Consider the following 26,404-nt stretch of genomic DNA (forward strand, 5'->3'; position numbering starts at 1 on the left):
CGCGTTGACACCGCGCCGCTGCCCGCTTACATCAGCGGCGCACCTTGCCCAGGTGGCGGAATTGGTAGACGCGCACGGTTCAGGTCCGTGTGCCGCGAGGCGTGGAGGTTCGAGTCCTCTCCTGGGCACCATCGGCTTCGATGGCACCAGTCGTTTTCGACACGTTTTCTCGCAAACATCCAAAGCATCTGAGCTTTCAGCTCTAACCTTTCCGAGCCGAGCCATGGCGAACCGGATAACCTATGACGCTCGACCGGACCTGCCGGATATCAGGATGTCGAACGGGCTGACATCCGTTTTCATAGATGTGCTTGCTCTCGCTGCCTCCTCCCTGGCTTCCACCGCTCGCGAGTGTCAGATTGCGGCGTGGATCGCTTCGAAAGACCAGGGGGTCTATGGCCCGGGAACTGTCGGCTTCGATATCGCGGATATACCGTGGGAAGCTGAAAACTTTACTGACGATCAAGCCTTCCTGATCCGGTCGATCGCCGCGGCCAAATCGAAAGTCGATTGGGATAGACTCGGCTATGAACCCAACGAGGCCTGGCTTATGCCGTGCCTGGATGAATTCCGGGTGCTGCTCGCAGAGTTCCGGCCTGACGATATCAGCGCCAGCGCGTCCATAATTGGGCTGGCACCATCCTCACAATTTGAGTTCGAACGCTGTTCGGTGCACGGCATCGTCCAGCATGCATTCGGGTGCCCACTCTGCAACGCACAGTGAGCACGCGAATTGTTCGCCGAACTCTGCTCCGCGGCCATCGGAGAGAATCCGAAGACCATGGCAATCTAGACGATGAAGAACTCGTTCGCCGTCATGGCAAGGCCGGGTGACAGCGTGGCGAATTGCACGGCTGTGGCCCCGCCTATGCCATCCTTGTCGAACCACAAGGCACCGGTCGATTTGTTGTAGATGATGCGGTCGGTCGCATCATGGGCGGCGGTTCCCGTGTGGAAGGCGCCGGCAGCCAGCCAGCCCTTTGCCAGACCGGCAAAATATTTCGAGTCCAGCTGCATTGTGTCCTGCGCGACGTTGTAGTCGTTGATCTTGTCGATGTTGGTCGACCCGAGAGCCGCGTTGAAGACGAAAGTGTCCTTCCCGTCGCCGCCGTTGAGCGTATCCTTGCCGGCACCGCCGATCAGCGTGTCATTGCCTGCCCCGCCACGCAGAATGTTGCTACCGGAATTGCCGATTAGCGTATTGTTGAGCCCGTTGCCGTTGCCGGTCAGATTGGCCGAGCCCTGCAGTTCCAGCCGTTCGAGATTGGCGCCGAGCGACCAGTCGATATAGGAGCGGACCGTGTCCGTGCCTTCACCGGCAAGTTCGATCGCGCGGTCACCGGCCGAAGATACGACATAAATGTCGTTGCCGGCGCCGCCATACATCGTATCGCTGCCGGCGCGACCGTCCAGAAGATCGTTGCCGGCGCGGCCATACAGGGTGTTGTTGCCACTGTTGCCAATGAGATCGTTGTTGAGATCGTTGCCGACACCGCTGAGATGGCCTGTTCCGAGCAGCTCCAGCCGCTCGACATTGGATGTTAGTGTCAGGCTGATGGTGCTGCGAACCGTATCGGTTCCCTCGTTAACAAATTCGAAGACGACATCGCGCGCATTGTCGACGAAGTACAGATCATTACCAAGGCCGCCGAGCATGATGTCGGCACCGGTTCCGCCATTGATTATGTCGTTGCCGCCTTTTCCTTCGATGACATCGGAACCGGAAAAGCCGTAAAGTTCGTCATTCTCAGGGGAACCGTAAATTCGGTCATCGCCAGCGAAGATGAGACCAGGGAGGTCATTCGGCGTCTGGAATTTCCCGACATATATGTTTATGTCGTTGATTATCCACCTCGTTCCATTGGTTATAGGTGGATAGAAACTGTAGTCTTGATAATGAGTTTCGCTGACTATGCTTGTTACATATCCAGATATATGGAAAACACTCCCATCGCCTTCGTAGAGATATTCGAAATTCCCGTAGTAATTTGAATCAATACCTTCTTCCGTGTTTCCGTACATGTAGGATATTTGCCCGTAGGCGGTATCCATAGAGCGCTCGCTATACCACTCGTAATAAAACGAATCTGGCAGAAGGCTTTCGAAGACCAGCAAGGAATTGTTGATCGCGCTTGTTGATGAAAACGTTGCCATGATATTTCCCCAAGATTGCCTACCCTTGCCAATGTCTAGGCGTGGAACCGGCAACCGTCACCGCCCATTTGGGTGGTGCAGGGGAACATGCCGGCGAGCGCTTGCTGCCGGTTCAAGTCGATCTCAAATGGATTTCAGGCGGCTGAGCGTGCGCAGGCACGCGAGGTCAATGTCTTACCGCGTCACAGCCAAATCCGCGCCACCGGCCAGAGCACCAGGGCGAAGCTGCCGATCGTGATCAGCGCTCCAATGACGGCGCCGACACGCTCCGGGGCGCCGTCGATCTGTTCTTCTTCGGCCCTTGCGGCAAGCGGCGGCGTGTTCATGAGCTTCCTCCGGTGGTTTTTGCCTCGGGCGTGCCCGGCAGACAGGCATACCCAAAGCCGGGGTCAGACCCCGGACTCAGGATACGCCATTGAGCGGCGGGATCAATCTTCAGCCGTGCTCGCTTTCGAAGCGGACAGAACTGCGAGTATCCTCAAAGCTTACGCCGTCGGTGAAAGACTCGACGCTCTGCAAGGCCACCTCGTCATAGCAGAGGATGCGCTGCAACCCGTCGCATACGGCAAGAGCCTGTTCTTCTGTTGAAAACTCGTCGTCATCCGACACTGTCACCGAAACGGTGACGCGCAGTTTTTTCTTCATTTTCCTTAGCCCCTCAAAACATATTTCAGCATGCACTGTTTTAGAGATACTGCAAGTATCGGGGCCGTCAAACAAAGCCCGGTTCTCAAGGTCAGTACATATGAAAAATGCGCCCCAGCGACTGTTTTGCCGTCTTCTCAAAAGCGCATCGAAGGAAGCTTATGGCAAGATAATCGTTTGCGCTACTGCCAGCTTTCGGGAATCGACTGGAGAAGCGTCTCACGCGCCGATTTGAGATGCCGGCGGCAGGCCTTTTCGACCTGGTCGAGTTTTCCGGATTTCAGCGCGGCGATGTATTGCAGATGCTCCTGCAGCGCTATCTTGTTGCGTCCGGGCTCATTCGTCTTGTTCCACTGGTAGTGGTAGTGAAAAATCATCGCGATGACGTCGTAGAAATCGACGATGAAGCGGTTGTGCGAAGCGCTGTGGATAAGCCTGTGGAAACGTTCGTCCAGCTCTGAAAATTCGCCGTAGCGGGTGCCTATCGCGGCAATCAGCTCGTGGTGTTCCTGTTCCATCGCATCGAGATCGGTCCAGACGGGATTGTCCTTTGCCAGCGCGGCAAAGGCGGCGGCCGAGCGCAGCTCGAACATCTCGCGGATCTCGGTCAGCTCCAGCGCGAAGGATTTGGTAAAACCCTTCAGCACCCAATGGCTGTTGCGGCGCTTCTCGATCAGGCCGAAGCGGCTGAAGCGGATCAGGAACTCGCGCACGCTGGTGGTGCCGACGCCGATCTCGCGGGCAAGCTCCAGTTCGTTGATCTGCATGCCGGCCTGGGCGCCGCCGGCAAGCAGGCGGCGCATGAAGGACCGCTCGATGATCTGCGACAGGGAATCGGTCTCGTCGTCGGGAAAGAAATCGTCGGGCGCCGGTGCGCGCAGAACCAGCTTGCTGCGCTTGTTCCATTCGATCAGGCCGCGTTCTTCCATCCGCGACAGGATCGAGCGGACCGTCGTGCGACTGACACCCAGCGTCGTGCCGAGCTCAGGCTCCGAAGGCAGGCTTTCGCCGGCTCCGAGCAGCGCCAGGCAGCGGTTATATGCGTCCTTGTAGACATTGTTCTGCTTCGCCATCGCCTGCCTTTTGCCCGTCGCGTCTGCGCCCCGGTCGTCCCTTACAAGGAAAATCTATTGACGACAAAATGTCTTTTGACGATAAAAGACATTATCAAGGGAGTTGCAAGTGTCTTCGGTTCAAACGCCTGTCGTCCAATTCGGCACCAGCCGGTTTCTTCAGGCGTATGCCGACCTGTTCCTGCACGAGGCGGGCATGGAAGGCACTGTGACCATCGTTGCGGCAAGCGGTTCCGCGGCCGGACGGGCGCGGCTGCAGGCTTTCTCCGATCCGGCAGGGTTTCCGGTGATCATCCGCGGGCTGGAGGCGGGGCAGACCGTCGACCGTACAATCCAGGTGAAGAGCGTAGGGCGTGGCCTCGACGCCGAGGCGGATTGGGCGGAGCTGATGCGTATCGTCGTCGAGGAGGCGGAATTCATTCTCTCCAACACGACGGAATCAGGCTTTGCCGTGCCGGCGGGGCTGACGCTCGACCTGACCGGGATGACGGCGTCTGCACCGCCTTCCTATCCGGCAAAATTGCTGGCGTTGCTTGTGGCCCGCTTCGCCGCCGGCCGATCGAGGCTTACGATCCTCCCGACCGAACTCGTCGGCCGCAATGGCGATGTGCTGAAGCGGACGGTGCTCGATCTTGCACGGCGCAGCCGCGCCTCCGATGCACTGCTCACCTGGATCGAAGAGCAATGCGTGTTCGCCAATTCGCTTGTCGACCGCATCGTTTCGGCACCTTTGGACCCGGCGGGCGCGATTGCCGAGCCCTACGCATTGTGGGCGGTGGAGAACCAGCCCGGCCTGAAGCTGCCATGCGCGCATCCAGCGATCCGCATCGTCGACGATCTCGAACCGGTCGAGCGGCTGAAGATCCATATCCTCAATCTCGGCCACAGTTTTTTGGCCGAGACCTGGCTGACCGGGCGCATGGACGCCGACGAGACGGTGCGCGGCATGCTGACCAGGGCGGAAATCCGCAACGACCTGCTGTCGCTTTATCGCGACGAAGTCATCCCCGGCTTTGCCGTGCACGGCATGGGCGAGGCGGCGAGCGCCTATGCGGCGACGACGATGGAGCGCTTTGAAAACCCCTTCCTCGACCATCGCCTCGCCGACATAGCCAGCGGCCACAAGACCAAGGTCGCACGCCGCATAGGCGGCTTTATCGAGTGGGCAGCCACCGCCGATACCAACCGGAAATCACCCAGGCTCGCGGCCATCGCCGCCAAATATGCCAAGGAAATCGCAGCGTGAACCTCGCCCAGGCAATTCTTCTCTCGCCCTCCGACAATGTCGCGGTTGCCAATGGCCGCCTTGAGGCCGGCACTGCCCTGCCCGGCGGCGCCATTGCCATGGCCGCCATCGACGGCGGTCACAAGGTCGCCGTGAAGGCCATTCCGGCAGGATCGGCGGTGGTGAAATATGCCCAGGCGATCGGCCGGGCGACACAGGACATCGCACCGGGAGAGCATGTGCATTCGCACAATCTGGTCTTCGAATCCGGGCGGCTTCCCGTCGTGCCACCATCCGAAGCTGCGCACGCGACTGACGACGACCGCGCCCGTACCTTCATGGGCTATCGCCGCGCCGACGGACGCGCCGGCACGCGTAATTTCATCGGCATCATCGCCAGCGTGAACTGCTCGACCACGGTGTGCCGGGCGATCGCCGAACAGGCCAACCAGAAGCTTCTGCCGAACTATCCCGGGATCGACGGTTTCGTGCCGATCGTGCACGACCAGGGCTGTGGCATGAGCGGCACGGGCGACGGCATGCGCGTGCTGCACCGGACGTTAGCCGGCTATGCACGACACCCGAATTTCGGCGGCGTGCTGATGGTCGGGCTCGGCTGCGAGGTCAACCAGCTGACACTCTACGGCCAGAAGGGCGTGGCGGCGGGCAAGCGGCATTTCAACATCCAGGAGGCCGGCGGCTCGCGCAAATCGGTCGAAAAGGCGCTTGGTGTGCTTGCCGAGATCGCCGAGGAGGTGGGGCAGTTGCAGCGCGAACCGATACCGGTGAGCGAGATCGTCGTCGGCCTTCAATGCGGCGGCTCGGACGGCATGTCGGGCATCACTGCCAATCCGGCACTTGGTGCTGCGGTCGACATTCTTGCCGACGCCGGCGGCACGGGCATCCTCTCGGAAACCTCCGAAATCTACGGCGCCGAGCATCTGCTCGGTTCGCGCGCGGCGACGCCCGAAATCGCCGAAAAGCTCGACGGCTATGTGAGGTGGTGGGAGGACTATGTCGCCCTGCACGGCGCGTCGCTCGACAACAATCCCTCGCCCGGCAACAAGAAGGGCGGGCTGACCACCATTCTCGAAAAATCGCTCGGCGCCGTCGCCAAGGGCGGGCAGACGACGCTCAACGGCGTCTATGGCTACGCCGAAAAGGTGACCGAGCACGGCCTCGTCTTCATGGATACGCCGGGCTACGATCCGGTTTCGGCGACGGGCCAGGTGGCCGGCGGAGCCAATATCATCGCGTTTACCACCGGGCGCGGCTCATGCTTCGGCTGTAGGCCGACGCCCTCGATCAAGCTTGCCAGCAACTCGGCGCTGTTCCGCTCCATGGAGGAGGACATGGACGTCGACTGCGGGCGCATCGCCTCCGGGGAGATCGGCGTTGCCGAACTCGGCCGCGAAATCTTCGACCTGATCGTGGAGACGGCTTCCGGCCGCAAGACCAAGAGCGAACTCTTCGGCTATGGCGACAACGAATTCGTGCCGTGGCACCTTGGCGCGACGCTTTAGAGATTACGCCAGCATCGACAAGGCCGGGCAACGGCCGCGACTTCGGGAGGACATGCATGAAGAAGCGCCGCATCGGCGAAACAGCCCTTGAGGTCACCGAATTCAGTTTCGGTGGGGCCTCTCTGGGCAACCTCTACCAGGCGGTATCGGAGGCCGATGCAGCCGCCGTACTCGATGCAGCCTGGACGTCGGGCATACGCTATTTCGACACTGCGCCGCATTACGGGTTCGGCCTTTCGGAGCGCCGCTTCGGCGACTACCTGCGTCACAAGCCGCGCGACCAGTATGTGCTATCGACCAAAGTCGGCCGCCTGCTGACCCCTGCGCCCGCCGATCAGGTGCCGAACCTCGGTTTCGTCGACCCGCTGCCCTTCAAGCTGGAATACGACTACAGCTATGACGGCATCATGCGGTCGGTCGATTTCAGCTATGCGCGGCTCGGCCTGAACCGCATCGACATCCTCTATGTCCACGATATCGGCGTCTATACCCATGGCGTTGAGACGACCAAGGCGCATCTGCGCCAGTTTCTCGACGGCGGCATGAAGGCGCTCGAGGAACTGAAGGCGGGCGGCGTGATCTCCGCCTATGGCCTCGGCGTCAACGAGGTGGAAATCTGCCTGGAAGTGATGCAGCGCGCGCCGCTCGACTGCATCCTTCTCGCCGGGCGCTATTCGCTGCTCGACAGGTCGGCCGAAGCGGAACTCATTCCGCTGTGCCGGCAGAAGAAGACCTCGCTTGTCATCGGCGGTGCGTTCAATTCGGGTATCCTGGCGACAGGGGCGAAACCGGGCGCGCATTTCGACTATGGCCCGGCGTCGCCGGATATCCTTGCCAAAGTCGCGGCCATGGAAGCGATTGCTTCTCACGGCGGCTATCCGCTGGCAGCCGCCGCGATGCAGTTTCCCCTGCATGAGCCGGCTGTCGCGACGGTGCTCATCGGAACCGCCAAGACATCCAGCCTGCTGCGCAACATGGAACTGCCAAAGGCCCATGTTCCCGAAGACGATTACGAGAAATACGCGCCGCATACGACTGTGCAGGCGCCGCTGACGGGAGCGGTGCGCGAATGAAACAACGCCAATTCTCATTAAGCGGCGCTCGCGCCGCTCTGTCTGCCCTAACCCTGGAGCTTGTCTGATGCTGCGTGGAATTCACCCCTTGCTCGGACCCGAACTGCTGCATGCGCTGCGCACCATGGGGCACGGCGACGAGATCGTGATTGCCGATGCGAATTTCCCGGCCAGCACGCTCGGCTGCCCGGTCGTCCGCGCCGACGGCGTGCTTGCCGAACCGCTGCTGGAAGCGATCCTGACGCATTTTCCGCTCGACACGTTCGCGCCGGCTTCAGCCTTTCGGATGGCGATGGTGGATACCCCGGATGTGGTGCCGCCGGTCTGCGTCTCGTTCCAGAAGATCATCACCCGTCTTGCCGGCGATTTCCCGGTCGAGCCGCTCGAGCGCTTCGCCTTTTACGAGCGCTCGCGCAAGGCCGCCTATGTGGTCGCCACCGGCGAACTGCAGCTCTACGCAAATGTCATCCTGAAGAAAGGCGTGGTGCGAAAGGAGGAGCTGGCGCAGTTCGGATGAAACGCGCGGCAAGGGAACATAAATTCCATCTTGACCTAACGATGGAATTAATATTTCATCGCTGGAACAGGACGAGGCCAGTGCCTCAACAGACGATTGCAGGCTGAGGCGGAGCGTCGTCATCTGCGCCGAAGACGGGCACGAAACGCCGCTTGCAACGCCTTCAGGAATGGACTAACAAAAACGTGCATCTGTTTTTTATCTATAAAGTCCGGTTTGGAGACGCCTAACCGAACCGTCACGAACAGCACTGCAACAGGCGATTTAGGGAGGAACCTAATGAAATTCGTCAATGCACTGATCAACCGCCGCAGCTTCGTCGCGCTCGCAACAGCCACCGCCATGCTCGGCCTTGCGCCGACGCTGCCGGCTTCGGCTGCCGACGTGACCATTCCGATCATCGTCAAGGACACGACCTCGTTCTACTGGCAGATCGTGTTGGCCGGCGCCCGCAAGGCAGGCAAGGATCTTGGCGTGAAGGTGCCGGAACTCGGCGCGCAGGCTGAAACCGACGTCAACGGCCAGATCTCGATCCTCGAAAACGCGGTTGCCGGCAATCCGGCGGCCATCGTCATCTCGCCCACCGAAGCCAAGGCGCTCGGCAAGCCGATCGACGAAGCAGCAAGCAAGGTGAAGATCATCGGCATCGATTCCGGCGCCGACTCCAAGGCCTTCACCTCGTTCCTGACCACCGACAACGTCCAGGGCGGACGCGTCGCAGCCGACGGTCTCGCAGCAGCGATCGGCGAAGCCAATGGCGGCAAGGTCGAGGGCAAGGTCGCTCTCATCACCGCACTGCCGGGCGCCGGTTCGCTCGAACAGCGCGCCGAGGGTTTCAAGGAACAGCTCAAGGCCAAGTATCCGGGCCTGGAACTGGTTGCCGACAAATATGCCGACGGCCAGGCCACGACCGGCCTGAACATCGCCACCGACCTGATCACTGCCAATCCTGACCTGAAAGGCATCTTCGCTTCCAACCTGATCATGGCGCAGGGCGTCGGGCAGGCGATCGCGGAAAACAACCTTGCAGGCAAGGTGTCGCTGATCGGCTTCGACAGCGACGACAAGCTGATCAAGTTCCTCAATGACGGCGTCATTTCCGGCCTCGTCGTGCAGGACCCCTACCGGATGGGCTATGACGGCATCAAGACCGCACTTGCTGCATCCAAGGGCGAAAAGGTCGAGGCCAATGTCGACACCGGCGCCAATCTGGTGACGAAGGCCAACATGGCCGACGAGAAGATCAACGCCCTGCTGAACCCGAAGCTGGACTGACCCAAGGTTAGGTCGCGCTGCCCCTCACCCTTACCCTCTCCCCGTGAAGAACGGGGAGAGGGGGTCGTCATAGATAGAGCTTCGTTCTTCTCCCGCCTGCGGGGAGAAGGTGCCGGCAGGCGGATGAGGGGCAGACTCGACCTGCAAAGGAAACGGGCTAGGATAGGCATGTCGCCGGCGTTGCCGCGCATGCCAATCGGGAGGATTGTCATGATATTATCGACACTTGACGGTCACGATCACCCGGCGCCTGACGCCGCGGTGCCCGGCCAGCCGATCCTGGAACTGAAGGGGCTGGAAAAGAAATATATCGGCACCCATGCGCTGAAGCCGGTCGACCTCGCCTTCAAGGTCGGGGAGATCCACGCCATCGTCGGCGAGAACGGTGCCGGCAAGTCGACGTTGATAAAGCTTCTGACCGGGGTCATCCCGCGCACCTCGGGCGAGGTGTTCTGGGACGGCAAACCGGTCGCGCTGGCAACACCCAACGAGGCGATTGCGCTCGGCATCAATGCCGTGCACCAGGAGGTGGTGCTGTGCCGTCACCTGACGGTTGCCGCCAACATGTTTCTCGGCGAGGAAGACACCCGCTTCGGCATGCTGCAGGGCCGCACCATGGTGCAGCGGGCGCAGAAGATCATCGACGATCTCGGCTTCAACCTGCCGGCGCATGTCATGCTCGGCGACCTCACCATCGGCCAGCAGCAGCTCATCGCAGCCGCCCGCGCCACCATACGCGGCACGCGCTTCCTGATTTTCGACGAGCCGACCGCCTACCTGACCCGCAAGGAGACCGAGCAGCTTTTCGCGCTGATCCGGCGGCTGGAGGCCGAAGGCGTCACCATCGTCTATATCAGCCACCGCATGGAAGAAGTGTTCGAGCTGGCGAGCCGTGTTTCGGTACTGCGCGACGGCACGCTGGTCGGTACCCGCAACATCGCCGAGACCGACGATGCCGAACTTGTGCGGATGATGATCAACCGCTCGATCGAGCAGATCTACCACAAGGACCATTTCGAGCCGGGCGAGACGATCGTCGGGGCGAAGAACCTGTCCGGCAAGGGCTTTGAGGACGTCTCGCTTTCCGTGCGGGCGGGCGAGATCGTCGGGCTCTACGGGCTTATCGGCGCTGGCCGCAGCGAATTCGTGCTGACGCTCTATGGCCGCGAAAAGAAAAGCGCCGGCGAGATTTTCTGGAACGGAAAGCCGGCAAACATCCGCAACGAGCACGACGCGATGAAGCTCGGCATGGCGCTGGCGCCGGAAAGTCGCCGCGACCAGGGCCTTTGCCTCAATCTGTCGGTCGGCACCAATCTCAACCTGCCCATCTACAAACGCATCAGCAGCAAGCTTTTGATTTCCGGCGCGCAGGAGAAGTCGCATGCCGAGCGCCAGATCGGCGGGCTGCGCATCAAGACGGCGGGCCGGCACGCGCTGGCTTCCAGCCTGTCGGGTGGCAACCAGCAGAAGATCGTGATCGGCAAATGGCTCAACCACGGCGCCAAGCTGTTCATCTTCGACGAACCGACCGTGGGCGTCGATGTCGGCACCAAGGCGGAGATCTACCGCCTGTTCTCGACGCTGCTTTCGAAGGGCGCGGGCATCATCCTGATCTCGTCCTACCTGCCGGAAGTCTATGAACTGGCCGATACGCTGCATGTGTTCCGGCGGGGGCGATTGGTGGCAAGCCATGCCCATGGGCAGGCCAGCCACGAAGAAGTCCTGACCGAAGCAATCGGCGTCTAACGCCGCGTCGACCAAGAAAAACAACGGGAAACGCCGATGACCACCAGCACTGAAACGACACCGATCGAGAAGCCGAAGCGGAATTACAACATCCTTTTCGGATTGACCCTGCTGGCGCTGCTGGTGCTCCTGTGGATCGCCCTTTCGCTCGCCACGCCGAGCTTCGCGTCGGGCATCAACATCGCAAACCTGCTGCGCCAGGGCTCGATGATCGCGATCCTCGCGGTCGGGCAGACCTTCGTCATCATCACCGGCGGCATCGACCTCTCGGTCGGCGCGATCGTCGGCTTCTGCACGGTTATCGTGGCGATGCTCATCAATGCCGGCTTTCCGGTGTGGCTGGCGGTCCTCGCTACGCTCGCACTTGGTGTGGCCATCGGCCTGTTCCATGGCTTCGGCATCGTCAAAATGGGCCTGCCACCCTTCATCATCACGCTGGCGACGCTGACCTCGCTGCGCGGCATCGGCCTTCTGATGACCAACGGCAATTCCATCTCGATCAAGAACGACGCCTTTTCGGAATTCTCGCGCAACTCCTTCCTCGGAGTCCCGAACCTGTTCTGGATGGTGATACTGGTGGCGATTCCCGCCTACATTTTCCTCCATCACAGCCGCTGGGGGCGCTATTTGTTCTCGGTTGGCTCGAATGCGGAAGCGTCGCGCCTGTCCGGCGTCAACGTCAACCGCACCATCTATCTCGCCTATACGCTCTCTGCGCTGTGCGCGGCTTTCGTCGGCGTGCTGCTGGCCTCGCGCATCGGCATCGGCAACCCAACGCAGGCCGAGGGCTGGGAATTGCAGGCGATCGCCTCGTCGGTCATCGGCGGCACCAGCCTGTTCGGCGCCATCGGCTCCGTGCATGGGCCGCTGCTCGGCGCCTTCATCCTGGCGACGATCAACAACGGCGCGAACCTGCTGAACGTCAATTCGTTCTGGCAACGCATCATCACCGGCGCGCTCATCATCGTCATCGTCTATTTCGACGGCCTGCGCCGGCGCGGCAAGTAGACAGCGTATGAACAAGGCTGTGAAAACGATGCAGGCCCTGGTGTGCCGCGCGCCCGGCGAACTGGTGCTGGAAGAGCGCCCTGCCCCCGGCGAGCCGCCCGCCGGCTGGGCGCTGGTAGGTGTCAGCCACGTCGGCATCTGCGGCACCGACTATCATATCTTCCAGGGCAAGCACCCCTTCCTCGAATATCCGCGCGTCATGGGACACGAGGTTTCGGGCACGGTGCTGAAAGCCGGCGAAGGCGTTTTTCTGCCGGTCGGCGAGACGGTCATCGTCAATCCTTACATCGCCTGCGGCACCTGCATTGCCTGCCGCAAGGGCAAACCGAACTGCTGCACGAAAATTCAGGTGCTCGGCGTCCACACCGACGGCGCGATGTGCGAGGAAATCTTCGTCCCGGCCGGCAATCTCTACCCGGCTCATGGGCTTTCGGCCACCGATGCTGCGACGGTGGAATTCCTTGCCATCGGCGCACACGCCGTGCGCCGCTCGCTGGCGCCGGTGGGTTCGCGGGCCCTGGTCATCGGCGCCGGCCCGATCGGCATTGGCACAGCCATCTTTTCGCGCATCGCAGGCCATGAGGTGACGCTGCTCGACATGAGTGCGGAGCGGCTGGATTTCGCCGCGCGCGAGCTTGGTTTTTCCTCGACCATCGGTCCGGATGAGCCGGCCACCCAGGGCGTTGCCCGAGCGTCAGACGGCGAAGGCTTCGACGTGGTGTTCGACGCGACCGGCAACACGGCGTCGATCAAATCCTCTTTCGCCCATGTCGCGCATGGCGGCGTGCTGGTCATCGTCAGCGTCGTCAAGGACGACATCAGTTTTTCGGACCCCGAATTCCACAAGCGCGAGATGATGGTGATCGGCAGCCGCAACGCCACGCGGGAGGATTTCGACCATGTCGCGGAGTCCATCAGGCGTGGCCTCGTGCCGCTCGATCGCATCGTCACGCATCGCACCACGCTTGCCGAGGCGCCCGGCGATCTCGCGCGCTGGGCGCACGAAAAATCCGGCCTGATCAAGGCCGTCATCGCCGTCGGCCGATAGACGCAATCGCGGAGTTTTATCGTGAGGATCGACGCACACCAGCACTACTGGAAAATCGCGCGCGGCGACTATGACTGGATGGGACCAGCGGTCGCGCCGATCATCCGCGATTATCTGCCAGCCGATTTGCAGCCGCATCTGAAGGCAGCAGGCATCGGGAAAACCGTCGTCGTGCAGGCAGCGGCGACGGTGGCGGAAACCGAGTTCATGCTGGAACTCGCCGAGCAGGAAGCCTCGATCGGTGGTGTCGTCGGCTGGATCGACCTCGATGCGCCGGACGCACTTGCCGTGTTGAAACGGCTGGCCGGCCACCAGAAATTCCGCGGCATAAGGCCGATGCTGCAGGATATCGACGATACGTTCTTCATCCTCGCCGAGCATCGGATCGCCGTGCTGGCGGCATTGCCTTCGCTCGGCCTGGCATTCGACGCGCTGGTGCAGCCCCGCCATCTGCCGATTGTTGCAGCACTTGCCGACCGGCTACCGGAGCTACAAATCGTCGTCGATCATGGCGCCAAACCGTTCATTGCCAAGGGCATCACCGAACCATGGGCGAGCGATATGGCAGCGCTGGCACAGCGCCCGAACGTGTTTGCAAAAATATCCGGCCTGTTGATCGAAGCCGGCGAGGACCGGTCTGCCACCGCATTGAAACCCTATGTCGAAACCCTGCTTTCGGCATTCGGGCCGGAGCGGCTCATGTTCGGCAGCGACTGGCCGGTTCTCGAGCTGGCCGCCAGTTATGACGATTGGTGGCGGATCGCCAATGAGCTGACCGCGGGCTTGAACGCGGCCGAGCGCGACGCGATCTTCGGCGGGACGGCGGCGAGATTCTACCGGCTCTGATGCCTTGCACGCTTGAGATTGGTCGCTGACCTGAGGCGGCCAAACCTATGGGCCAGTGCCCTTATTCGCTTGCTCGGGGCGGATCGCAGCGCAATGCTGCCTTCGGAGGATCTGCCATGGACAGCGAAGACGATGCGGAAGGGCGCGGCTATGCTTCCCCGCCGTGTTTCATGCATGAGCTGACGCCGGACGGACGCCCCGCCGATCTCGTCGCCTGGACCGATGTGGCGCGCTGGCGCAAGGCCGAGCGCAAGCGCCTGATCGACGAGCGCATGGCGGTGCCCGCGGAGGAGCGTGGCATTCGTACGGAAACAATCGCGGCGGCACTGACCAGCGCGATTGAGAACCCCGAGAAGCATCTGATCGGCATCTACTGGCCGTTTCGGGCAGAGCCGGACCTGCGCGGCTGGATGAACGAGATGATCGCAGCCGGCGCAAAAATCGCCCTGCCCGTGGTCATCGAGGCCGGCAAGCCGCTCGACTATCGCCAATGGGCGCCCGGCGAGCCGCTGGAACGTGGCGTCTGGAACATTCTCGTGCCGTCCAACGGTCCGGCAGTTTTTCCAACCGTGGTGATCGCGCCGCTTGTCGGCTTCGACGGCGAAAACTATCGCCTCGGCTATGGCGGCGGCTTCTTCGACCGCACGCTGGCGGCGATGCCCAGGAAGCCGCTGGTGATCGGCATCGGCTACGCGCAAGCGCGGCTCGCCACGATCTACCCGCAGCCGCACGACATACCAATGGACAGGATCATCACCGGGTAGATCGTTTCAGATCTTGATGGAAACGGCCCTCACCCATACCCTCTCCCCGTTACAGCAGGGCGATCGCGGCAATCCGCTTCCAGCGCCGTCATCCTCGGGCCTGTCCCGAGGATCTGCTTCCGCTCACGAAATTTCGATCACACGGCGAGGAAAGACCCACAATCGAAACACCGGCATTCGTGCGTAGATCCTCGGGACAAGCCCGAGGACGACGACGTTTGAGCAGGATAGCGGTCTCGCCCTACCCGTTCTGCGACGGCGTGAAGCGCGCAACCAGCGTGTGGCTGTCGGCGGCATAGGTGAAGCGGACGTGGGTGACGGGATGCTCAGCGCTCCAGGTACGGCGCTCGACAACGAGGCAGGGAGAGCCGGCATCGATGTCCAGCGCGTCCGCGACGTCGTCGCTGGCAGCACTTGCCCTGATGCGGTGTTCGGCAGCACTCCATGGCACGCGGGCGATCAGCCACGGCCCCGGCGCGGTGTCGTCGAACATTTCGTCCGCCGCTTCCGGTACGGCAGCCAGATTGATCAGCCGCTCTTCCAGGCAGAAGGGGCGCTGCCCGGCGAAATGCCGGCAGGTCAGGTCGAGGATAAGGCCTGATGGCCGAAGATCCATGAGCGCACGGTCCTGGGCCATGCTCTTGCGCTTCTGGCGCGTGCCCGGCTCGTAGCGGTAGGGCAGGCCAAGCGCCTGAACCTCGACCTTGATGTCGTGTATCTCGAGGATCGCAGCCTGCGACTGCGGCCGGCGAACGAAACTGCCGGACCGGCGCCGGCGCTCGATAAGCCCGGCCTTGGCAAGCTGCGACAGAGCCTTGTTCACCGTCATGCGCGAACAGCCATACTGCTCGGTCAGTTCGTGCTCGAAAGGAATGCGGTGGCCGGGCGCCCATTCGCCCGAAAGGATGCGCTCGCTGATATCGGCGAGGATGCGCTGATGCAGCGACGTCGCTTCCTGTTCCCTTACCGCTTCCACCGTGTTTCCCCTATCCAGCTTCGCCGCTCACCGGGCGGAGAGCTGCATCATCACTGTTCGGAAGTTTTGGGCAATGGCCTCGCGCCGGAAATGTCTTCCGCCCGAGACAAGCTTCCTGCCACCGACCCAGACACTGTCGATACGCGTTCCATTGGCGAATATCCAGGCGTCGAGAATGCCATCGCCAGTCTTGCCCGCCAGCGAGGGATGATCGGCATCCAGCGAGATGAAATCGGCCGATGCGCCAACGACTATCTGCGCCGGACCCGCGCCGAGGGCAGTCGACCCGCCGGTCAAGGCTGCGTCGAACAGAGCGCGCCCGTTGGACCCGCCAGGAGCGGCCAGAACATTGCGCTGGCGATGGAAAAGCCGCTGCGAATATTCGAGCTGGCGCAGTTCGTCCGGCAGGCCGATCAGCACATTCGAATCCGAGCCGATGCCGAAACGGCCGCCATGTTCGATGAACAGCGGCGCGGAAAAAGTGCCGTCACCGAGATTGGCCTCGGTTATGGGACATAGCCCTGCGATCGCGCCGCTTTTCGCCATGGCGACGGTCTCGGCGTCGAGCATGTGGGTGGCGTGGATGAGGCACCAGCGGGCATCGACCGGTGCATGATCGAGCAGCCATTGAACCGGGCGCGCGCCCGACCAGGCGATACAGTCCTCGACCTCCTTTATTTGCTCGGCGATGTGGATGTGGATGGGGGCGTCCGTCAGCGCCGTGACGGCGGCCAGTTCCTCAGGCGTGACGGCGCGCAAACTGTGAGGGGCAACGCCGACGACTGCGCCGGGCAGGTTTTTCAGCGCCGCACGGGCGCCGTCGAGCAATTGGGCAAAACTGTCGAGATCGTTGATGAAGCGGCGCTGGCCTTCATTGGGCGCGGTGCCACCGAAGCCCGAATGGGCATAGAAGACGGGCAGCAACGTGAGATTAATGCCGGTGGTTTGCGCCGCTGATGCGATCCGCACCGCCATTTCGGCGATGTCGGCATAGTGCCCGCCATCGAGATCGTGATGCAGATAATGAAACTCGCCGACGCGCGAAAAGCCCGCTTCCAGCATCTCGACATAGAGTTGGGCGGCAACCGCCTCGACCTGCTCCGGCGTCATCGACAGCGCAAAACGGTACATGACCTCGCGCCACGACCAGAAGCTGTCGGCGGAAGGGCCGCGCGTCTCGGCAAGGCCGGCCATGCCGCGCTGAAAGGCGTGGCTGTGCAGGTTCGGCATGCCGGGAAGGACGATCGCGTGATGCTCGTCGCCCACTTGTGGCGCGGCATCCGTTTCGACGCCGGCAATGCGCCCTGCTTCGACGGTCAGCCGAACATCGCTGCGCCAGCCGTCTGCCAGCAAGGCATTTTCCGCAAAGATCCCCGTCATTAGCCCTGCCCTCCGCTTTGCGTATAATCCATCAGCAAGACGCTTGCGTCCATCGTTAATATGTATATACATATCAGAGCGGGATGGAAACGGAAAAGATCATGCCGGATCGGGAGAGAGCCCAGTCGAACGAGGTCCGCATCTGGCGGAATGCGCGGCTTGTGACGCTCACTGAGCGCACGCCGGGCTTGGGCATTGTCGAGCAAGGCGCAATCGCTGCTCAAGGCGGCTGCATCATTTATGCCGGATCTGAGAGCGATCTTCCCGTGGCCTTGCGCGACAAGGCCGAAATCATCGATTGCGAAGGCCACTGGATCACCCCCGGCCTGATCGACTGCCATACGCATCTGGTTCACGCCGGCAACCGCGCCAACGAATTCGAGATGCGACTGGCAGGCGCGACCTATGAAGAGGTGGCCAAGGCCGGCGGCGGCATCGTCTCGTCGGTGAAGTCCTTGCGTGCGGCGAGCGAGGACGAACTGGTGGCGCAGACCTTGCCCCGACTCGACGCCCTGATTGCCGAAGGCGTGACCACCATCGAAATCAAATCCGGCTACGGGCTCGACCTCGAAAACGAGCGCAAATCGCTGAAGGCTGCACGACGCATGGGCGTTGAGCGGCCAGTGACGGTACGGACGAGTTTCCTCGGCGCCCATGCGCTGCCCGCGGAAGCGAAAGGCGACAAGGATGCCTATATCAACGCCGTCGTAAACGACATGCTGCCGGCAATCGCTGCTGAAAAACTCGCCGACGCTGTCGACGGTTTCTGCGAGGGCATTGCTTTCTCGCCGGAGCAGATTTCCCGCGTCTTCGACAAGGCGAAAGAGCTCGGCCTGCCGGTAAAACTCCATGCCGACCAGCTTTCCAACCTGCATGGCGCAGCGCTTGCCGCACGCTATGGCGCGCTGTCGGCCGATCATCTCGAATATGCCGACGAGGAAGGTGCTGCTGCGATGGCCAAGGCCGGCACCGTCGCAGTCATCCTGCCCGGTGCATTCTACTTCATCCGCGAGACGAAGAAGCCGCCGGTGGCGCTGTTTCGCGAGCATGGCGTGAAGATGGCCGTCGCCACCGACTGCAACCCCGGCACCTCGCCGCTGACCTCGCTGCTGCTGACCATGAACATGTCCGCGACCCTGTTCGGCATGACGGTGGACGAGTGCATCGCCGGCGTGACCCGCGAGGCGGCGCGCGCGCTCGGCTTGCAAGCCGAGACCGGCACATTGGAAGCCGGCAAATGGGCCGACCTCGCTATCTGGGACATCGAGAGCCCGGCCGAGCTTGTCTATCGCATGGGGTTCAACCCGCTGCATCAACGCGTCTGGAGGGGCAGATGACCGAACTCGTTCTGAAACCGGGAGAGGCAACACTCGCCGACTGGCGCGCCATCTATCGCGGCGCGGTGCCGAAATTGCATGAAAGCTGCCGGCCCAAAATCAAAGCCAGCGCCGATACGGTGGCCAAGATCGTCGCCAAGGGTGAGCCGGTCTATGGCATCAACACCGGCTTCGGCAAGCTCGCCAGCGTGCGCATTCCGGCTGCCGATCTCGAAACGCTCCAGCGTAACATCGTGCTTTCGCATGCCGCCGGCGTCGGCGAGCCGATGCCGGTTGCCATCACGCGGCTGATGATGGCGCTGAAGCTGGCCAGCCTGGCGCAGGGGGCTTCGGGCGTGCAGCCCAAGACCGTTGCGCTGCTGGAAGCGATGCTGGCGAACGACGTGGTGCCTGTGGTGCCGGCGCAAGGCTCGGTCGGCGCTTCCGGCGACCTCGCACCGCTGTCGCATATGACGGCGGCGATGATCGGCGTCGGCGAATGTTTTACGCCGCATGGCCGGGTGCCGGCCAAGGTGGCCTTCGTCTCGCATGGTCTTGAGCCGCTGACGCTCGGCGCCAAGGAAGGGCTGGCGCTGCTCAACGGCACGCAGTTTTCGACTGCCTATGCACTGGCAGCGCTGTTCGAGGCGGAAGTCCTCTACCACTCGGCGCTTGTTGTCGGCGCGCTTTCGACCGACGCCGCCAAAGGCTCCGATGCCCCCTTCGACCCGCGCATCCACGCGCTGCGGAAGCACAAGGGCCAGATCGACAGTGCCGACGCCTTGCGCGCGTTGATGGCCGGCAGCGCCATCCGCGAAAGCCACCGCGTCGGCGACGAGCGCGTGCAGGACCCTTACTGCCTGCGCTGCCAGCCGCAGGTGATGGGCGCGGCCTTGACCGTGTTGCGCCAGGCCGCAGACACGCTGGGAACCGAGGCCAACGGCGTCACCGACAATCCGCTGATTTTTCCCGAGGATGGCACAGCACTTTCCGGCGGTAATTTCCACGCCGAGCCGGTAGCCTTCGCCGCCGACATGATTGCGCTGGCCGTATGCGAGATCGGCTCGCTGTCGGAGCGCCGCATCGCCATGCTGGTCGACCCGGCACTGTCTGGCATGCCGGCGTTCCTGACGCCGAAGCCGGGGTTGAATTCCGGCTTCATGATACCGCAGGTGACGGCGGCGGCACTCGTTTCAGAGAACAAACAAAAGGCCTATCCGGCAAGCGTGGATTCGATCCCGACATCGGCCAATCAGGAAGACCATGTTTCCATGGCAGCGCACGGCGCGCGCCGGCTGATCGGCATGGTGGAAAACGCCACCGCGGTCATCGGCATCGAGCTTCTGGCGGCAGCGCAGGGCTGCGATTTTCATGCGCCGCTGGCTTCGAGCGAACCGCTTGAAGCGGTGCGCAAGGCGATCCGGGCCAAGGTGCCGCATCTCGACGAGGACCGGCATTTTCATCCCGACATGGAAAAGGCGATCGCGCTGGTGCGCAGCGGGGCGGTGATCGAGGCGGCGAATGCGGTGAAGCTGCCGGAGATTGGGGGATGAGGCAGATGCTGCCGGTTAATTTTCAGGATCGCGTTCCTTCGCGCGCCCCTCTGGCCTGCCGGCCATCTCCCCCACAGGTGGGGAGATCAGCCTTCATGTCCGCTTACGCCAATTATCAGCGATTCAGAACGAGCATCAAAGTAGCAACTGCTGATCTCCCCACCTGTGGGGGAGATGGCCGGCAGGCCAGAGGGGGGCAACATCGAGCTCCCACGTTCAAAGGAGCCTCCGCATGACCACCCACACCCGCATCGACAATTCACGCACCATCCGTGCAGTGACCGGCGCCGAGCTTTCGGCCAAGAGCTGGCTCACCGAAGCGCCCATGCGCATGCTGATGAACAATCTCGACCCCGGCGTCGCGGAAAAGCCCGGCGAACTCGTGGTCTATGGCGGCATCGGTCGCGCCGCCCGCGACTGGGACAGTTTCGACCGCATCGTCGGCGCGCTGAAGCAGCTCGAAAACGACGAGACGCTGCTGGTGCAGTCGGGCAAGCCGGTGGGCGTATTCCGCACCCATGCGGACGCACCACGCGTGCTGATCGCCAATTCCAACCTCGTGCCGCACTGGGCCAACTGGGACCATTTCAACGCCCTCGATAAGAAGGGGCTGATGATGTACGGCCAGATGACGGCCGGTTCCTGGATCTATATCGGCTCACAGGGCATCGTTCAGGGCACCTACGAAACCTTCGTTGAGCTCGGCCGCCAGCACTATAATGGCGATCTTTCCGGCCGCTGGATCCTCACCGCCGGCCTCGGCGGCATGGGCGGCGCGCAGCCGCTGGCGGCGACCATGGCCGGCGCCTCCTGCCTTGCCGTCGAGTGCCAGCCGAGCCGCATCGAGATGCGGCTGAAGACCGGTTATGTCGATGTGCAGGCGAAAGATTTGGATGACGCGCTGGCGATCATCGACAAGGCCACCAAGGAAAAGAAGGCAATCTCCGTCGCGCTGCTCGGCAACGCAGCCGACGTGTTTCCCGAACTGGTGCGACGCGGCGTTCGCCCCGATGCCGTGACCGACCAGACCTCGGCGCATGACCCGATCAATGGCTACCTGCCGCAGGGTTGGACGGTGGCCGAATGGGAAGAAAAGCGCGAGCGCGACCCGAAGGCGGTGAACAAGGCGGCGCGGGCGTCAATGGCCGGGCATGTTCGCGCCATGCTCGACTTCCACAAGCAGGGCGTGCCGACGGTCGACTATGGCAACAACATCCGCCAGATGGCGCTGGAGGAAGGCGTGGAAAACGCCTTCGATTTTCCGGGCTTCGTGCCGGCCTATATCCGCCCGCTATTCTGCCGCGGTATCGGCCCGTTCCGCTGGGCAGCCCTCTCGGGCGACCCGGAAGATATCTACAAGACCGACGCCAAGGTGAAGGAACTGACGCCGGGCAATCATCACCTCCACAACTGGCTCGACATGGCGCGCGAGCGCATCCACTTCCAGGGCCTGCCGGCGCGCATCTGCTGGGTCGGCCTCGGCGACCGCCACAGGCTGGGCCTCGCCTTCAACGAGATGGTCGCCAGCGGCGAACTGAAAGCGCCGGTGGTGATCGGCCGCGATCATCTCGACTCGGGCTCGGTCGCCTCGCCCAATCGCGAGACCGAAGCGATGAAGGACGGCTCGGACGCCGTATCCGATTGGCCGCTGCTCAACGCGCTGCTCAACTGCGCTTCGGGTGCGACCTGGGTGTCGCTGCATCATGGCGGCGGCGTCGGCATGGGATTCTCGCAGCATTCGGGCATGGTCATCGTCGCCGACGGCACGCAGGATGCGGCACGGCGCCTGGAGCGCGTGCTGTGGAACGACCCGGCCACCGGCGTCATGCGCCACGCCGATGCCGGTTACGATATTGCCATAGACTGCGCGAAGGAGCATGGCCTCAATCTGCCGGGCATCCTCGGCTGATGCGCGTCATCCGCGCCTCTGAACACCGCCGCATGCCGTGGAAGAATGGCGGCGGCGAGACGACGGAGATCGCGATCTCGCCCGCTGGTGCAACGACCGGCGATTTCGACTGGCGGCTGTCGATGGCGCGGGTGGAAAGTGGCGGGCCGTTTTCGATGTTTCCCGGCATCGACCGGACGCTGGCCGTGCTCGACGGTGACGGCTTGCTGCTGACAATCGAGGGCATGGAACCGGCGGCGCTGACCTCTCGCTCCGAGCCGCTGGCCTTTCCCGGCGACGCGCCGACCAGCGCCGAGCTGATCGGCGGCGCCGTGACCGACCTCAACATCATGACGCGGCGGGGCAAGCTTGCGCATTCCATGAGACGGCTAAGAGTCGCCGCGGGTTCAACCGCGTTGTCGACTGATGGTTCGGAAGTTTTGTTGTTCTGTCATGAGGGACAGGCTCGGATTGTGACCGGCAGCAAGTCAGCGGATTTGGGGGCGCTCGACACGCTCCATCTCACTGAAACGCCGGGGCACTTGCTCATCGAGGCCGACGACGCCGTGCTGTTCGTCATATCACTCAAACGCACGGCCTGATCACGTTCCGGCGACTGGCCCTTTCGTGCTTGACACGTCAAATGCCGCGGGCGTATGCCACCCCCGCTTCGAGAGATCGAGGCCGTCAACAACAGATCGAACAGGTTATGGACAGTTACCCTAGTCGCTGTTCGGACAAGGCCACCAGCCCGGTTCGGACAACATCATCAATCAAGATTGTGTCCGGCATGTCCCGCCGGGTGAGCGCCAGGGCCTAAAGGTCTGTCCGCTTGCTTCCGGGTCCTGTGGGGCCAAGGAGGTGAGCCATGAACACCATCATCCTCTTTTTCCGCGATCGTCCTGCCGTGCGCCTTTCCATGAGTGCCGAGCCGGTCGCCCGCAAGCGCATTCTGCCGGTAGCCGCACCCGCCAATGCAGCCATCGGCCAGACCGTGCTGGCCTGCCGCTGGCTTCGCAACCCGGCCAACGGGCATCTCGAATGCCGCTGGACGCGCGAGAAAAACACCGTTTCCGAAGAGGGCGTCAGTCGAAGCATCCGCATGCTTCTCGCCGCCTGAGCTTTCGGACCGCACCAGAAATTCCTTCTTCCTGACCGCAAGGAGGATGCGCCCGCCGTCGCCCGACATGGCTTTGGCGACGCCTTCGCGCGTCCATTTACAACGTATCCCTGCAGCATCAGGAATTTGAGGGATCATCATGGTCTTCCTGCCCCCCAACCGCGCTTCGCTGAGCGAGGCCACCAGGCTCGCTCGCAACCGCATCGTGCCCAACATCCACGACATCGTCGCGCTGTCGATCATGGCGGCACTGCTCGTGCTTTTGGCCCATGGCGCCGCCGCCATGCGCGGCTCGGCCGAACTGCTCGTCTCCCAGCCGGTGACGCTCGACCCGGCCAACCTGCCGGAATATGCGCTGCGCACCACGCTGCGCATGTTCGCGGCCATCATCGCCTCGCTGGTCTTCACCTTCATCGTTGCAACACTCGCTGCCAAAAGCCGCCGCGCCGAGAAAGTGATCATCCCGGCGCTCGACATATTGCAGTCAGTGCCGGTGCTGGGCTTCCTCACCTTCACCGTCACCTTCTTCATGGGCCTGTTTCCCGGCAGCCAGATGGGGGCGGAATGTGCGGCGATCTTCGCCATTTTCACCAGCCAGGCCTGGAACATGACCTTTTCCTTCTACCAGTCGCTGCGCACGGTGCCGCATGACCTCGACGAGGTCAGCCGCGGCTTCGGCCTTTCGGCGTGGCAGCGCTTCTGGAGGCTGGAAGCACCCTTCGCCGCCCCCGGCCTGATCTGGAATACGATGATGTCGATGTCGGGCGGCTGGTTCTTCGTCGTCGCCTCGGAAGCGATCACCGTCGGCCACACCACGGTGGAACTGCCGGGCATCGGCTCGTGGCTGGCGCTGGCCATCGACAAAAAGGATTTCGTCGCCGTCGGCTGGGCCGTACTGGCGATGGGCGTCCTGATCCTGATCTACGACCGGCTGCTGTTCCGGCCGATCGTCGCCTGGGCCGACAAGTTCCGTTCCGAGCAGACCGCCAGCCAGGAGAAACCACGCTCCTGGGTCTACGACCTTCTGCGCCGGACACGCCTCGTCAAGACGATCGGCGTACCCCTGGCATGGGGCTGGCAACGGCTGATGCTGGTGCGTCTTGGCCGCCCGCAACTCAAGGTACAAACTGCCGAACAGCAGAACCTTAGCCGGCTTAGCGACAGGCTGTGGCTTGCCTTCATTGCGATTCTAGCCGGGGCGGGAGCGATCTTCACCGCGCACTATATTCATAGCGAGCTGGGCTGGAGCGATGTGGCGCAAGCCTTCGGCGGTGGGCTTGCCACGCTGCTGCGGGTGATCGTGCTGATCGCCATTGCCAGCGTGATCTGGGTGCCGATCGGCGTGTGGATCGGGCTTCGGCCGAAGGTCGCGGAACGCGTCCAGCCGCTGGCCCAGTTTCTCGCTGCGTTTCCGGCCAATGTGCTGTTTCCCTTCGCGGTGCTCGCCATCGTAGCGACAGGTGCCAGCCCCAACATCTGGCTGTCGCCGCTGATGATCCTGGGCACGCAATGGTACATTCTGTTCAACGTCATTGCCGGCGCCAGCGCCTTTCCGTCAGACCTCAAGGAGGTTGCTTCGGTGTTCAAGCTGCGCTCGTGGAGCTGGTGGCGAAACGTCATGCTGCCGGGGATTTTTCCCTATTATGTCACCGGCGCGCTGACCGCCACTGGCGGCTCGTGGAACGCCTCGATCGTCGCCGAGCTGGCGAGCTGGGGTAACACCAGGATCGAGGCCTACGGCCTCGGCTCCTACATCGCCAAGGCGACGGAAGCGGGTGATTTTCCCCGCGTCGTGCTCGGCATCGCGGTGATGTCGCTGTTCGTCACCCTGTTCAACCGCCTGCTGTGGCGCCCGCTCTACGTCTTTGCCGAGCGCCGCCTGCGCCTCGACTGAAGCCAATTTACCGATCTCGGGAGACCGATCATGAACAACCTCGCAATCACCACCAACGAAACCGCCCTCATCGACGTCAAGGGCGTGTGCCAGACCTATGACAATGGCGGGGCGGAACGCCTCGTCGTGCTCGACGATGTCGCGCTGACCTTGCGGCCGTCGGAAATCGTCGGCCTGCTCGGCCGCTCCGGCTCCGGCAAGTCGACGCTGCTGCGTTCCATCGCCGGGCTGATCAAGCCGACCGGAGGCACCATCACCTTTGAGGGCGTGCCCGTCACCGGCACGCCCGATGGCGTGGCCATGGTGTTCCAGAGCTTCGCGCTTTTCCCTTGGCTGACCGTGCTACAGAATGTCGAGCTCGGGCTGGAGGCGCGCGGAATCGCACCCACAGAGCGGCGCAAGCGCGCGCTGGAGGCCATCGATCTTATCGGTCTCGACGGCTTCGAAAGCGCCTATCCGAAGGAGCTTTCGGGCGGCATGCGCCAGCGTGTCGGGCTTGCCCGCGCGCTCGTCGTGCACCCGAAAGTGCTGCTGATGGACGAGCCGTTTTCGGCGCTCGACGTGCTGACCGCCGAGACGCTGCGCACCGACCTGCTCGACCTGTGGTCGGAAGGGCGGATGCCGATCAAGTCGATCCTGATGGTGACGCACAACATCGAGGAGGCCGTGCTGATGTGCGACCGCGTGCTGATCTTCTCGTCCAATCCCGGCCGGGTGGCAGCGGAAATCCGCATCGACCTGCCGCAGCCGCGCGACCGGCTCGATCCGGCGTTCCGCGCGCTGGTGGACGACATCTACGCCCGCATGACGGCGCGCAAGGGCGTGGCCGAGCCGGCGCGCGGCGGCATCTTTCCCGGCACCGGGATAGCGATGATGCTGCCGCGCGTCTCGACCAACCTACTGGCCGGCCTGATGGAGGCGGTCGCCGCCGAACCCTATCGCGGACAGGCGGACCTGCCGCCGCTGGCAGCCAGCCTGCAGCTTGAGATTGACGATCTGTTCCCGATCGCCGAGACGCTGCAACTGCTGCATTTCGCCGAGCTGGCCGAAGGCGATATCCGCCTGAAGCCGGCGGGCAAGCGCTTCGCCGAGGGCGACGTGGACGAGCGCAAGCGGTTGTTTGCGATGCAGCTGGCCACCCATGTGCCGCTGGCAGCACATATACGCCGGGTGCTGGACGAGCGGGCTGGCCATGTAGCTCCCGCGCGCCGGTTTCGCGACGAGCTTGAGGACCATATGTCGGAGGAAAACGCCGAGCAAACCGTGCGGGCGGTGACAAGCTGGGCGCGCTATGCCGAGCTGTTCGCCTATGACGAGGCGGCTGATATTTTCACGCTGGAAAACCCCGCGTGAAGGCAAGGCGCGCGGCGGGCGACGGCC

The 26,404-nt window shown here is 62.7% G+C and carries 24 protein-coding genes and 1 tRNA gene; 19 read left to right on the plus strand and 6 right to left on the minus strand.

Features of this window, described 5'->3' with window-relative positions; translation table 11 throughout:
• Window positions 1–46 precede the first annotated feature (46 nt).
• Window positions 47–131, plus strand: a tRNA-Leu gene (locus tag G6N74_RS16065).
• A gap of 92 nt (window positions 132–223) precedes the next feature.
• Window positions 224–724, plus strand: a complete 501-nt coding sequence (locus G6N74_RS16070; protein WP_165118961.1) for a hypothetical protein — start codon at window positions 224–226, stop codon at window positions 722–724.
• A 65-nt stretch (window positions 725–789) separates the two neighbouring features.
• Here G6N74_RS16070 and G6N74_RS16075 read toward each other — a convergent pair whose 3' ends face one another.
• The 4 genes from G6N74_RS16075 to G6N74_RS16090 all read right to left on the minus strand — a co-directional run bounded on the left by G6N74_RS16075 (window position 790) and on the right by G6N74_RS16090 (window position 3,872).
• The gene (locus G6N74_RS16075; protein WP_165118962.1) at window positions 790–2,154 is read right to left on the minus strand and encodes a calcium-binding protein; all 1,365 of its coding nucleotides are present in this window, start codon (window positions 2,152–2,154) and stop codon (window positions 790–792) included.
• Between the two features lie 182 nt (window positions 2,155–2,336).
• Entirely contained in the window at window positions 2,337–2,480 is a 144-nt protein-coding gene (locus tag G6N74_RS16080) for a hypothetical protein (protein ID WP_162931530.1), read from the minus strand.
• A gap of 109 nt (window positions 2,481–2,589) precedes the next feature.
• A complete protein-coding gene (locus G6N74_RS16085) occupies window positions 2,590–2,799 on the minus strand; it encodes a hypothetical protein (RefSeq protein ID WP_165118963.1) in 210 nt (69 codons plus the stop codon).
• 182 nt (window positions 2,800–2,981) lie between these two features.
• Window positions 2,982–3,872 (minus strand): GntR family transcriptional regulator, encoded by an 891-nt coding sequence (locus G6N74_RS16090; RefSeq protein WP_165118964.1) that lies wholly within the window; start codon window positions 3,870–3,872, stop codon window positions 2,982–2,984.
• Between the two features lie 109 nt (window positions 3,873–3,981).
• On the opposite strand from G6N74_RS16090, the gene G6N74_RS16095 reads away from it, so the two are divergent.
• The 10 genes from G6N74_RS16095 to G6N74_RS16140 all read left to right on the plus strand — a co-directional run bounded on the left by G6N74_RS16095 (window position 3,982) and on the right by G6N74_RS16140 (window position 14,897).
• Entirely contained in the window at window positions 3,982–5,118 is a 1,137-nt protein-coding gene (locus G6N74_RS16095) for a mannitol dehydrogenase family protein (RefSeq protein ID WP_312857881.1), read from the plus strand.
• Window positions 5,115–6,620: a UxaA family hydrolase gene (locus G6N74_RS16100; RefSeq protein WP_165118965.1), complete on the plus strand. Its 1,506-nt coding sequence runs from the start codon at window positions 5,115–5,117 to the stop codon at window positions 6,618–6,620. Before G6N74_RS16095 ends, G6N74_RS16100 begins: the two co-directional genes overlap by 4 nt.
• Before the next feature lie 56 nt (window positions 6,621–6,676).
• Window positions 6,677–7,693: an aldo/keto reductase gene (locus G6N74_RS16105; RefSeq protein WP_165118966.1), complete on the plus strand. Its 1,017-nt coding sequence runs from the start codon at window positions 6,677–6,679 to the stop codon at window positions 7,691–7,693.
• 67 nt (window positions 7,694–7,760) lie between these two features.
• Entirely contained in the window at window positions 7,761–8,210 is a 450-nt protein-coding gene (locus G6N74_RS16110) for an RbsD/FucU family protein (protein ID WP_165118967.1), read from the plus strand.
• Between the two features lie 279 nt (window positions 8,211–8,489).
• On the plus strand, window positions 8,490–9,485 hold the full coding sequence (locus G6N74_RS16115; protein WP_165118968.1) for an ABC transporter substrate-binding protein: 996 nt from the start codon (window positions 8,490–8,492) through the stop codon (window positions 9,483–9,485).
• Between the two features lie 210 nt (window positions 9,486–9,695).
• Window positions 9,696–11,231 (plus strand): sugar ABC transporter ATP-binding protein, encoded by a 1,536-nt coding sequence (locus G6N74_RS16120; RefSeq protein WP_165118969.1) that lies wholly within the window; start codon window positions 9,696–9,698, stop codon window positions 11,229–11,231.
• Between the two features lie 36 nt (window positions 11,232–11,267).
• On the plus strand, window positions 11,268–12,239 hold the full coding sequence (locus tag G6N74_RS16125; RefSeq protein WP_165118970.1) for an ABC transporter permease: 972 nt from the start codon (window positions 11,268–11,270) through the stop codon (window positions 12,237–12,239).
• A gap of 28 nt (window positions 12,240–12,267) precedes the next feature.
• The gene (locus G6N74_RS16130) at window positions 12,268–13,287 is read left to right on the plus strand and encodes a zinc-binding alcohol dehydrogenase family protein (protein ID WP_165119216.1); all 1,020 of its coding nucleotides are present in this window, start codon (window positions 12,268–12,270) and stop codon (window positions 13,285–13,287) included.
• Window positions 13,288–13,308: 21 nt separating this feature from the next.
• Complete coding sequence (locus tag G6N74_RS16135) at window positions 13,309–14,133, plus strand: amidohydrolase family protein (RefSeq protein WP_312857882.1); 825 nt, start codon at window positions 13,309–13,311, stop codon at window positions 14,131–14,133.
• 116 nt (window positions 14,134–14,249) lie between these two features.
• Complete coding sequence (locus G6N74_RS16140; RefSeq protein ID WP_165118971.1) at window positions 14,250–14,897, plus strand: 5-formyltetrahydrofolate cyclo-ligase; 648 nt, start codon at window positions 14,250–14,252, stop codon at window positions 14,895–14,897.
• Window positions 14,898–15,138: 241 nt separating this feature from the next.
• On the opposite strand, the gene hutC is transcribed toward G6N74_RS16140, so the two are convergent.
• A complete protein-coding gene (gene hutC / locus G6N74_RS16145) occupies window positions 15,139–15,873 on the minus strand; it encodes a histidine utilization transcriptional repressor HutC (RefSeq protein ID WP_165118972.1) in 735 nt (244 codons plus the stop codon).
• 27 nt (window positions 15,874–15,900) lie between these two features.
• Window positions 15,901–17,253 (minus strand): formimidoylglutamate deiminase, encoded by a 1,353-nt coding sequence (locus G6N74_RS16150; RefSeq protein ID WP_165118973.1) that lies wholly within the window; start codon window positions 17,251–17,253, stop codon window positions 15,901–15,903.
• 101 nt (window positions 17,254–17,354) lie between these two features.
• Between G6N74_RS16150 and hutI the strand changes: the two genes are divergently transcribed.
• The 7 genes from hutI (at window position 17,355) to G6N74_RS16185 (ending at window position 26,377) form a co-directional block, all read left to right on the plus strand.
• A complete protein-coding gene (hutI, locus tag G6N74_RS16155; RefSeq protein WP_165118974.1) occupies window positions 17,355–18,590 on the plus strand; it encodes an imidazolonepropionase in 1,236 nt (411 codons plus the stop codon).
• The gene (gene hutH / locus G6N74_RS16160; protein ID WP_165118975.1) at window positions 18,587–20,122 is read left to right on the plus strand and encodes a histidine ammonia-lyase; all 1,536 of its coding nucleotides are present in this window, start codon (window positions 18,587–18,589) and stop codon (window positions 20,120–20,122) included. The genes hutI and hutH overlap by 4 nt, the downstream gene beginning before the upstream one ends.
• A 232-nt stretch (window positions 20,123–20,354) precedes the next feature.
• Window positions 20,355–22,031 (plus strand): urocanate hydratase, encoded by a 1,677-nt coding sequence (hutU, locus tag G6N74_RS16165; RefSeq protein ID WP_165118976.1) that lies wholly within the window; start codon window positions 20,355–20,357, stop codon window positions 22,029–22,031.
• Window positions 22,031–22,612, plus strand: coding sequence for a HutD/Ves family protein (locus G6N74_RS16170; RefSeq protein WP_165118977.1), 582 nt, complete (start codon window positions 22,031–22,033; stop codon window positions 22,610–22,612). Before hutU ends, G6N74_RS16170 begins: the two co-directional genes overlap by 1 nt.
• Before the next feature lie 266 nt (window positions 22,613–22,878).
• Window positions 22,879–23,130 (plus strand): hypothetical protein, encoded by a 252-nt coding sequence (locus G6N74_RS16175; protein ID WP_165118978.1) that lies wholly within the window; start codon window positions 22,879–22,881, stop codon window positions 23,128–23,130.
• 139 nt (window positions 23,131–23,269) lie between these two features.
• Window positions 23,270–25,024 carry an ABC transporter permease gene (locus G6N74_RS16180; RefSeq protein WP_165118979.1) on the plus strand — a complete coding sequence of 585 codons (1,755 nt, stop codon included), beginning with the start codon at window positions 23,270–23,272 and terminating at the stop codon, window positions 25,022–25,024.
• A 30-nt stretch (window positions 25,025–25,054) separates the two neighbouring features.
• The gene (locus G6N74_RS16185; RefSeq protein ID WP_165118980.1) at window positions 25,055–26,377 is read left to right on the plus strand and encodes an ABC transporter ATP-binding protein; all 1,323 of its coding nucleotides are present in this window, start codon (window positions 25,055–25,057) and stop codon (window positions 26,375–26,377) included.
• The last annotated feature ends 27 nt before the right edge of the window (window positions 26,378–26,404 follow it).

The sequence above is a fragment of the Mesorhizobium zhangyense genome (assembly GCF_011045115.1).
In the GTDB taxonomy this organism is placed as follows: Bacteria; Pseudomonadota; Alphaproteobacteria; order Rhizobiales; family Rhizobiaceae; genus Mesorhizobium_M; species Mesorhizobium_M zhangyense.

Bases quoted from the DNA above. Each gene is read 5' to 3' on its own strand.
- G6N74_RS16070 (WP_165118961.1), top strand. From the start codon at position 224: ATGGCGAACCGGATAACCTATGACGCTCGACCGGACCTGCCGGATATC.
- G6N74_RS16075 (WP_165118962.1), bottom strand. From the start codon at position 2,154: ATGGCAACGTTTTCATCAACAAGCGCGATCAACAATTCCTTGCTGGTC.
- G6N74_RS16080 (WP_162931530.1), bottom strand. From the start codon at position 2,480: ATGAACACGCCGCCGCTTGCCGCAAGGGCCGAAGAAGAACAGATCGAC.
- G6N74_RS16085 (WP_165118963.1), bottom strand. From the start codon at position 2,799: ATGAAGAAAAAACTGCGCGTCACCGTTTCGGTGACAGTGTCGGATGAC.
- G6N74_RS16090 (WP_165118964.1), bottom strand. From the start codon at position 3,872: ATGGCGAAGCAGAACAATGTCTACAAGGACGCATATAACCGCTGCCTG.
- G6N74_RS16105 (WP_165118966.1), top strand. From the start codon at position 6,677: ATGAAGAAGCGCCGCATCGGCGAAACAGCCCTTGAGGTCACCGAATTC.
- G6N74_RS16110 (WP_165118967.1), top strand. From the start codon at position 7,761: ATGCTGCGTGGAATTCACCCCTTGCTCGGACCCGAACTGCTGCATGCG.
- G6N74_RS16115 (WP_165118968.1), top strand. From the start codon at position 8,490: ATGAAATTCGTCAATGCACTGATCAACCGCCGCAGCTTCGTCGCGCTC.
- G6N74_RS16120 (WP_165118969.1), top strand. From the start codon at position 9,696: ATGATATTATCGACACTTGACGGTCACGATCACCCGGCGCCTGACGCC.
- G6N74_RS16125 (WP_165118970.1), top strand. From the start codon at position 11,268: ATGACCACCAGCACTGAAACGACACCGATCGAGAAGCCGAAGCGGAAT.
- G6N74_RS16130 (WP_165119216.1), top strand. From the start codon at position 12,268: ATGCAGGCCCTGGTGTGCCGCGCGCCCGGCGAACTGGTGCTGGAAGAG.
- G6N74_RS16140 (WP_165118971.1), top strand. From the start codon at position 14,250: ATGGACAGCGAAGACGATGCGGAAGGGCGCGGCTATGCTTCCCCGCCG.
- G6N74_RS16150 (WP_165118973.1), bottom strand. From the start codon at position 17,253: ATGACGGGGATCTTTGCGGAAAATGCCTTGCTGGCAGACGGCTGGCGC.
- hutI (WP_165118974.1), top strand. From the start codon at position 17,355: ATGCCGGATCGGGAGAGAGCCCAGTCGAACGAGGTCCGCATCTGGCGG.
- hutH (WP_165118975.1), top strand. From the start codon at position 18,587: ATGACCGAACTCGTTCTGAAACCGGGAGAGGCAACACTCGCCGACTGG.
- hutU (WP_165118976.1), top strand. From the start codon at position 20,355: ATGACCACCCACACCCGCATCGACAATTCACGCACCATCCGTGCAGTG.
- G6N74_RS16170 (WP_165118977.1), top strand. From the start codon at position 22,031: ATGCGCGTCATCCGCGCCTCTGAACACCGCCGCATGCCGTGGAAGAAT.
- G6N74_RS16175 (WP_165118978.1), top strand. From the start codon at position 22,879: ATGAACACCATCATCCTCTTTTTCCGCGATCGTCCTGCCGTGCGCCTT.
- G6N74_RS16180 (WP_165118979.1), top strand. From the start codon at position 23,270: ATGGTCTTCCTGCCCCCCAACCGCGCTTCGCTGAGCGAGGCCACCAGG.
- G6N74_RS16185 (WP_165118980.1), top strand. From the start codon at position 25,055: ATGAACAACCTCGCAATCACCACCAACGAAACCGCCCTCATCGACGTC.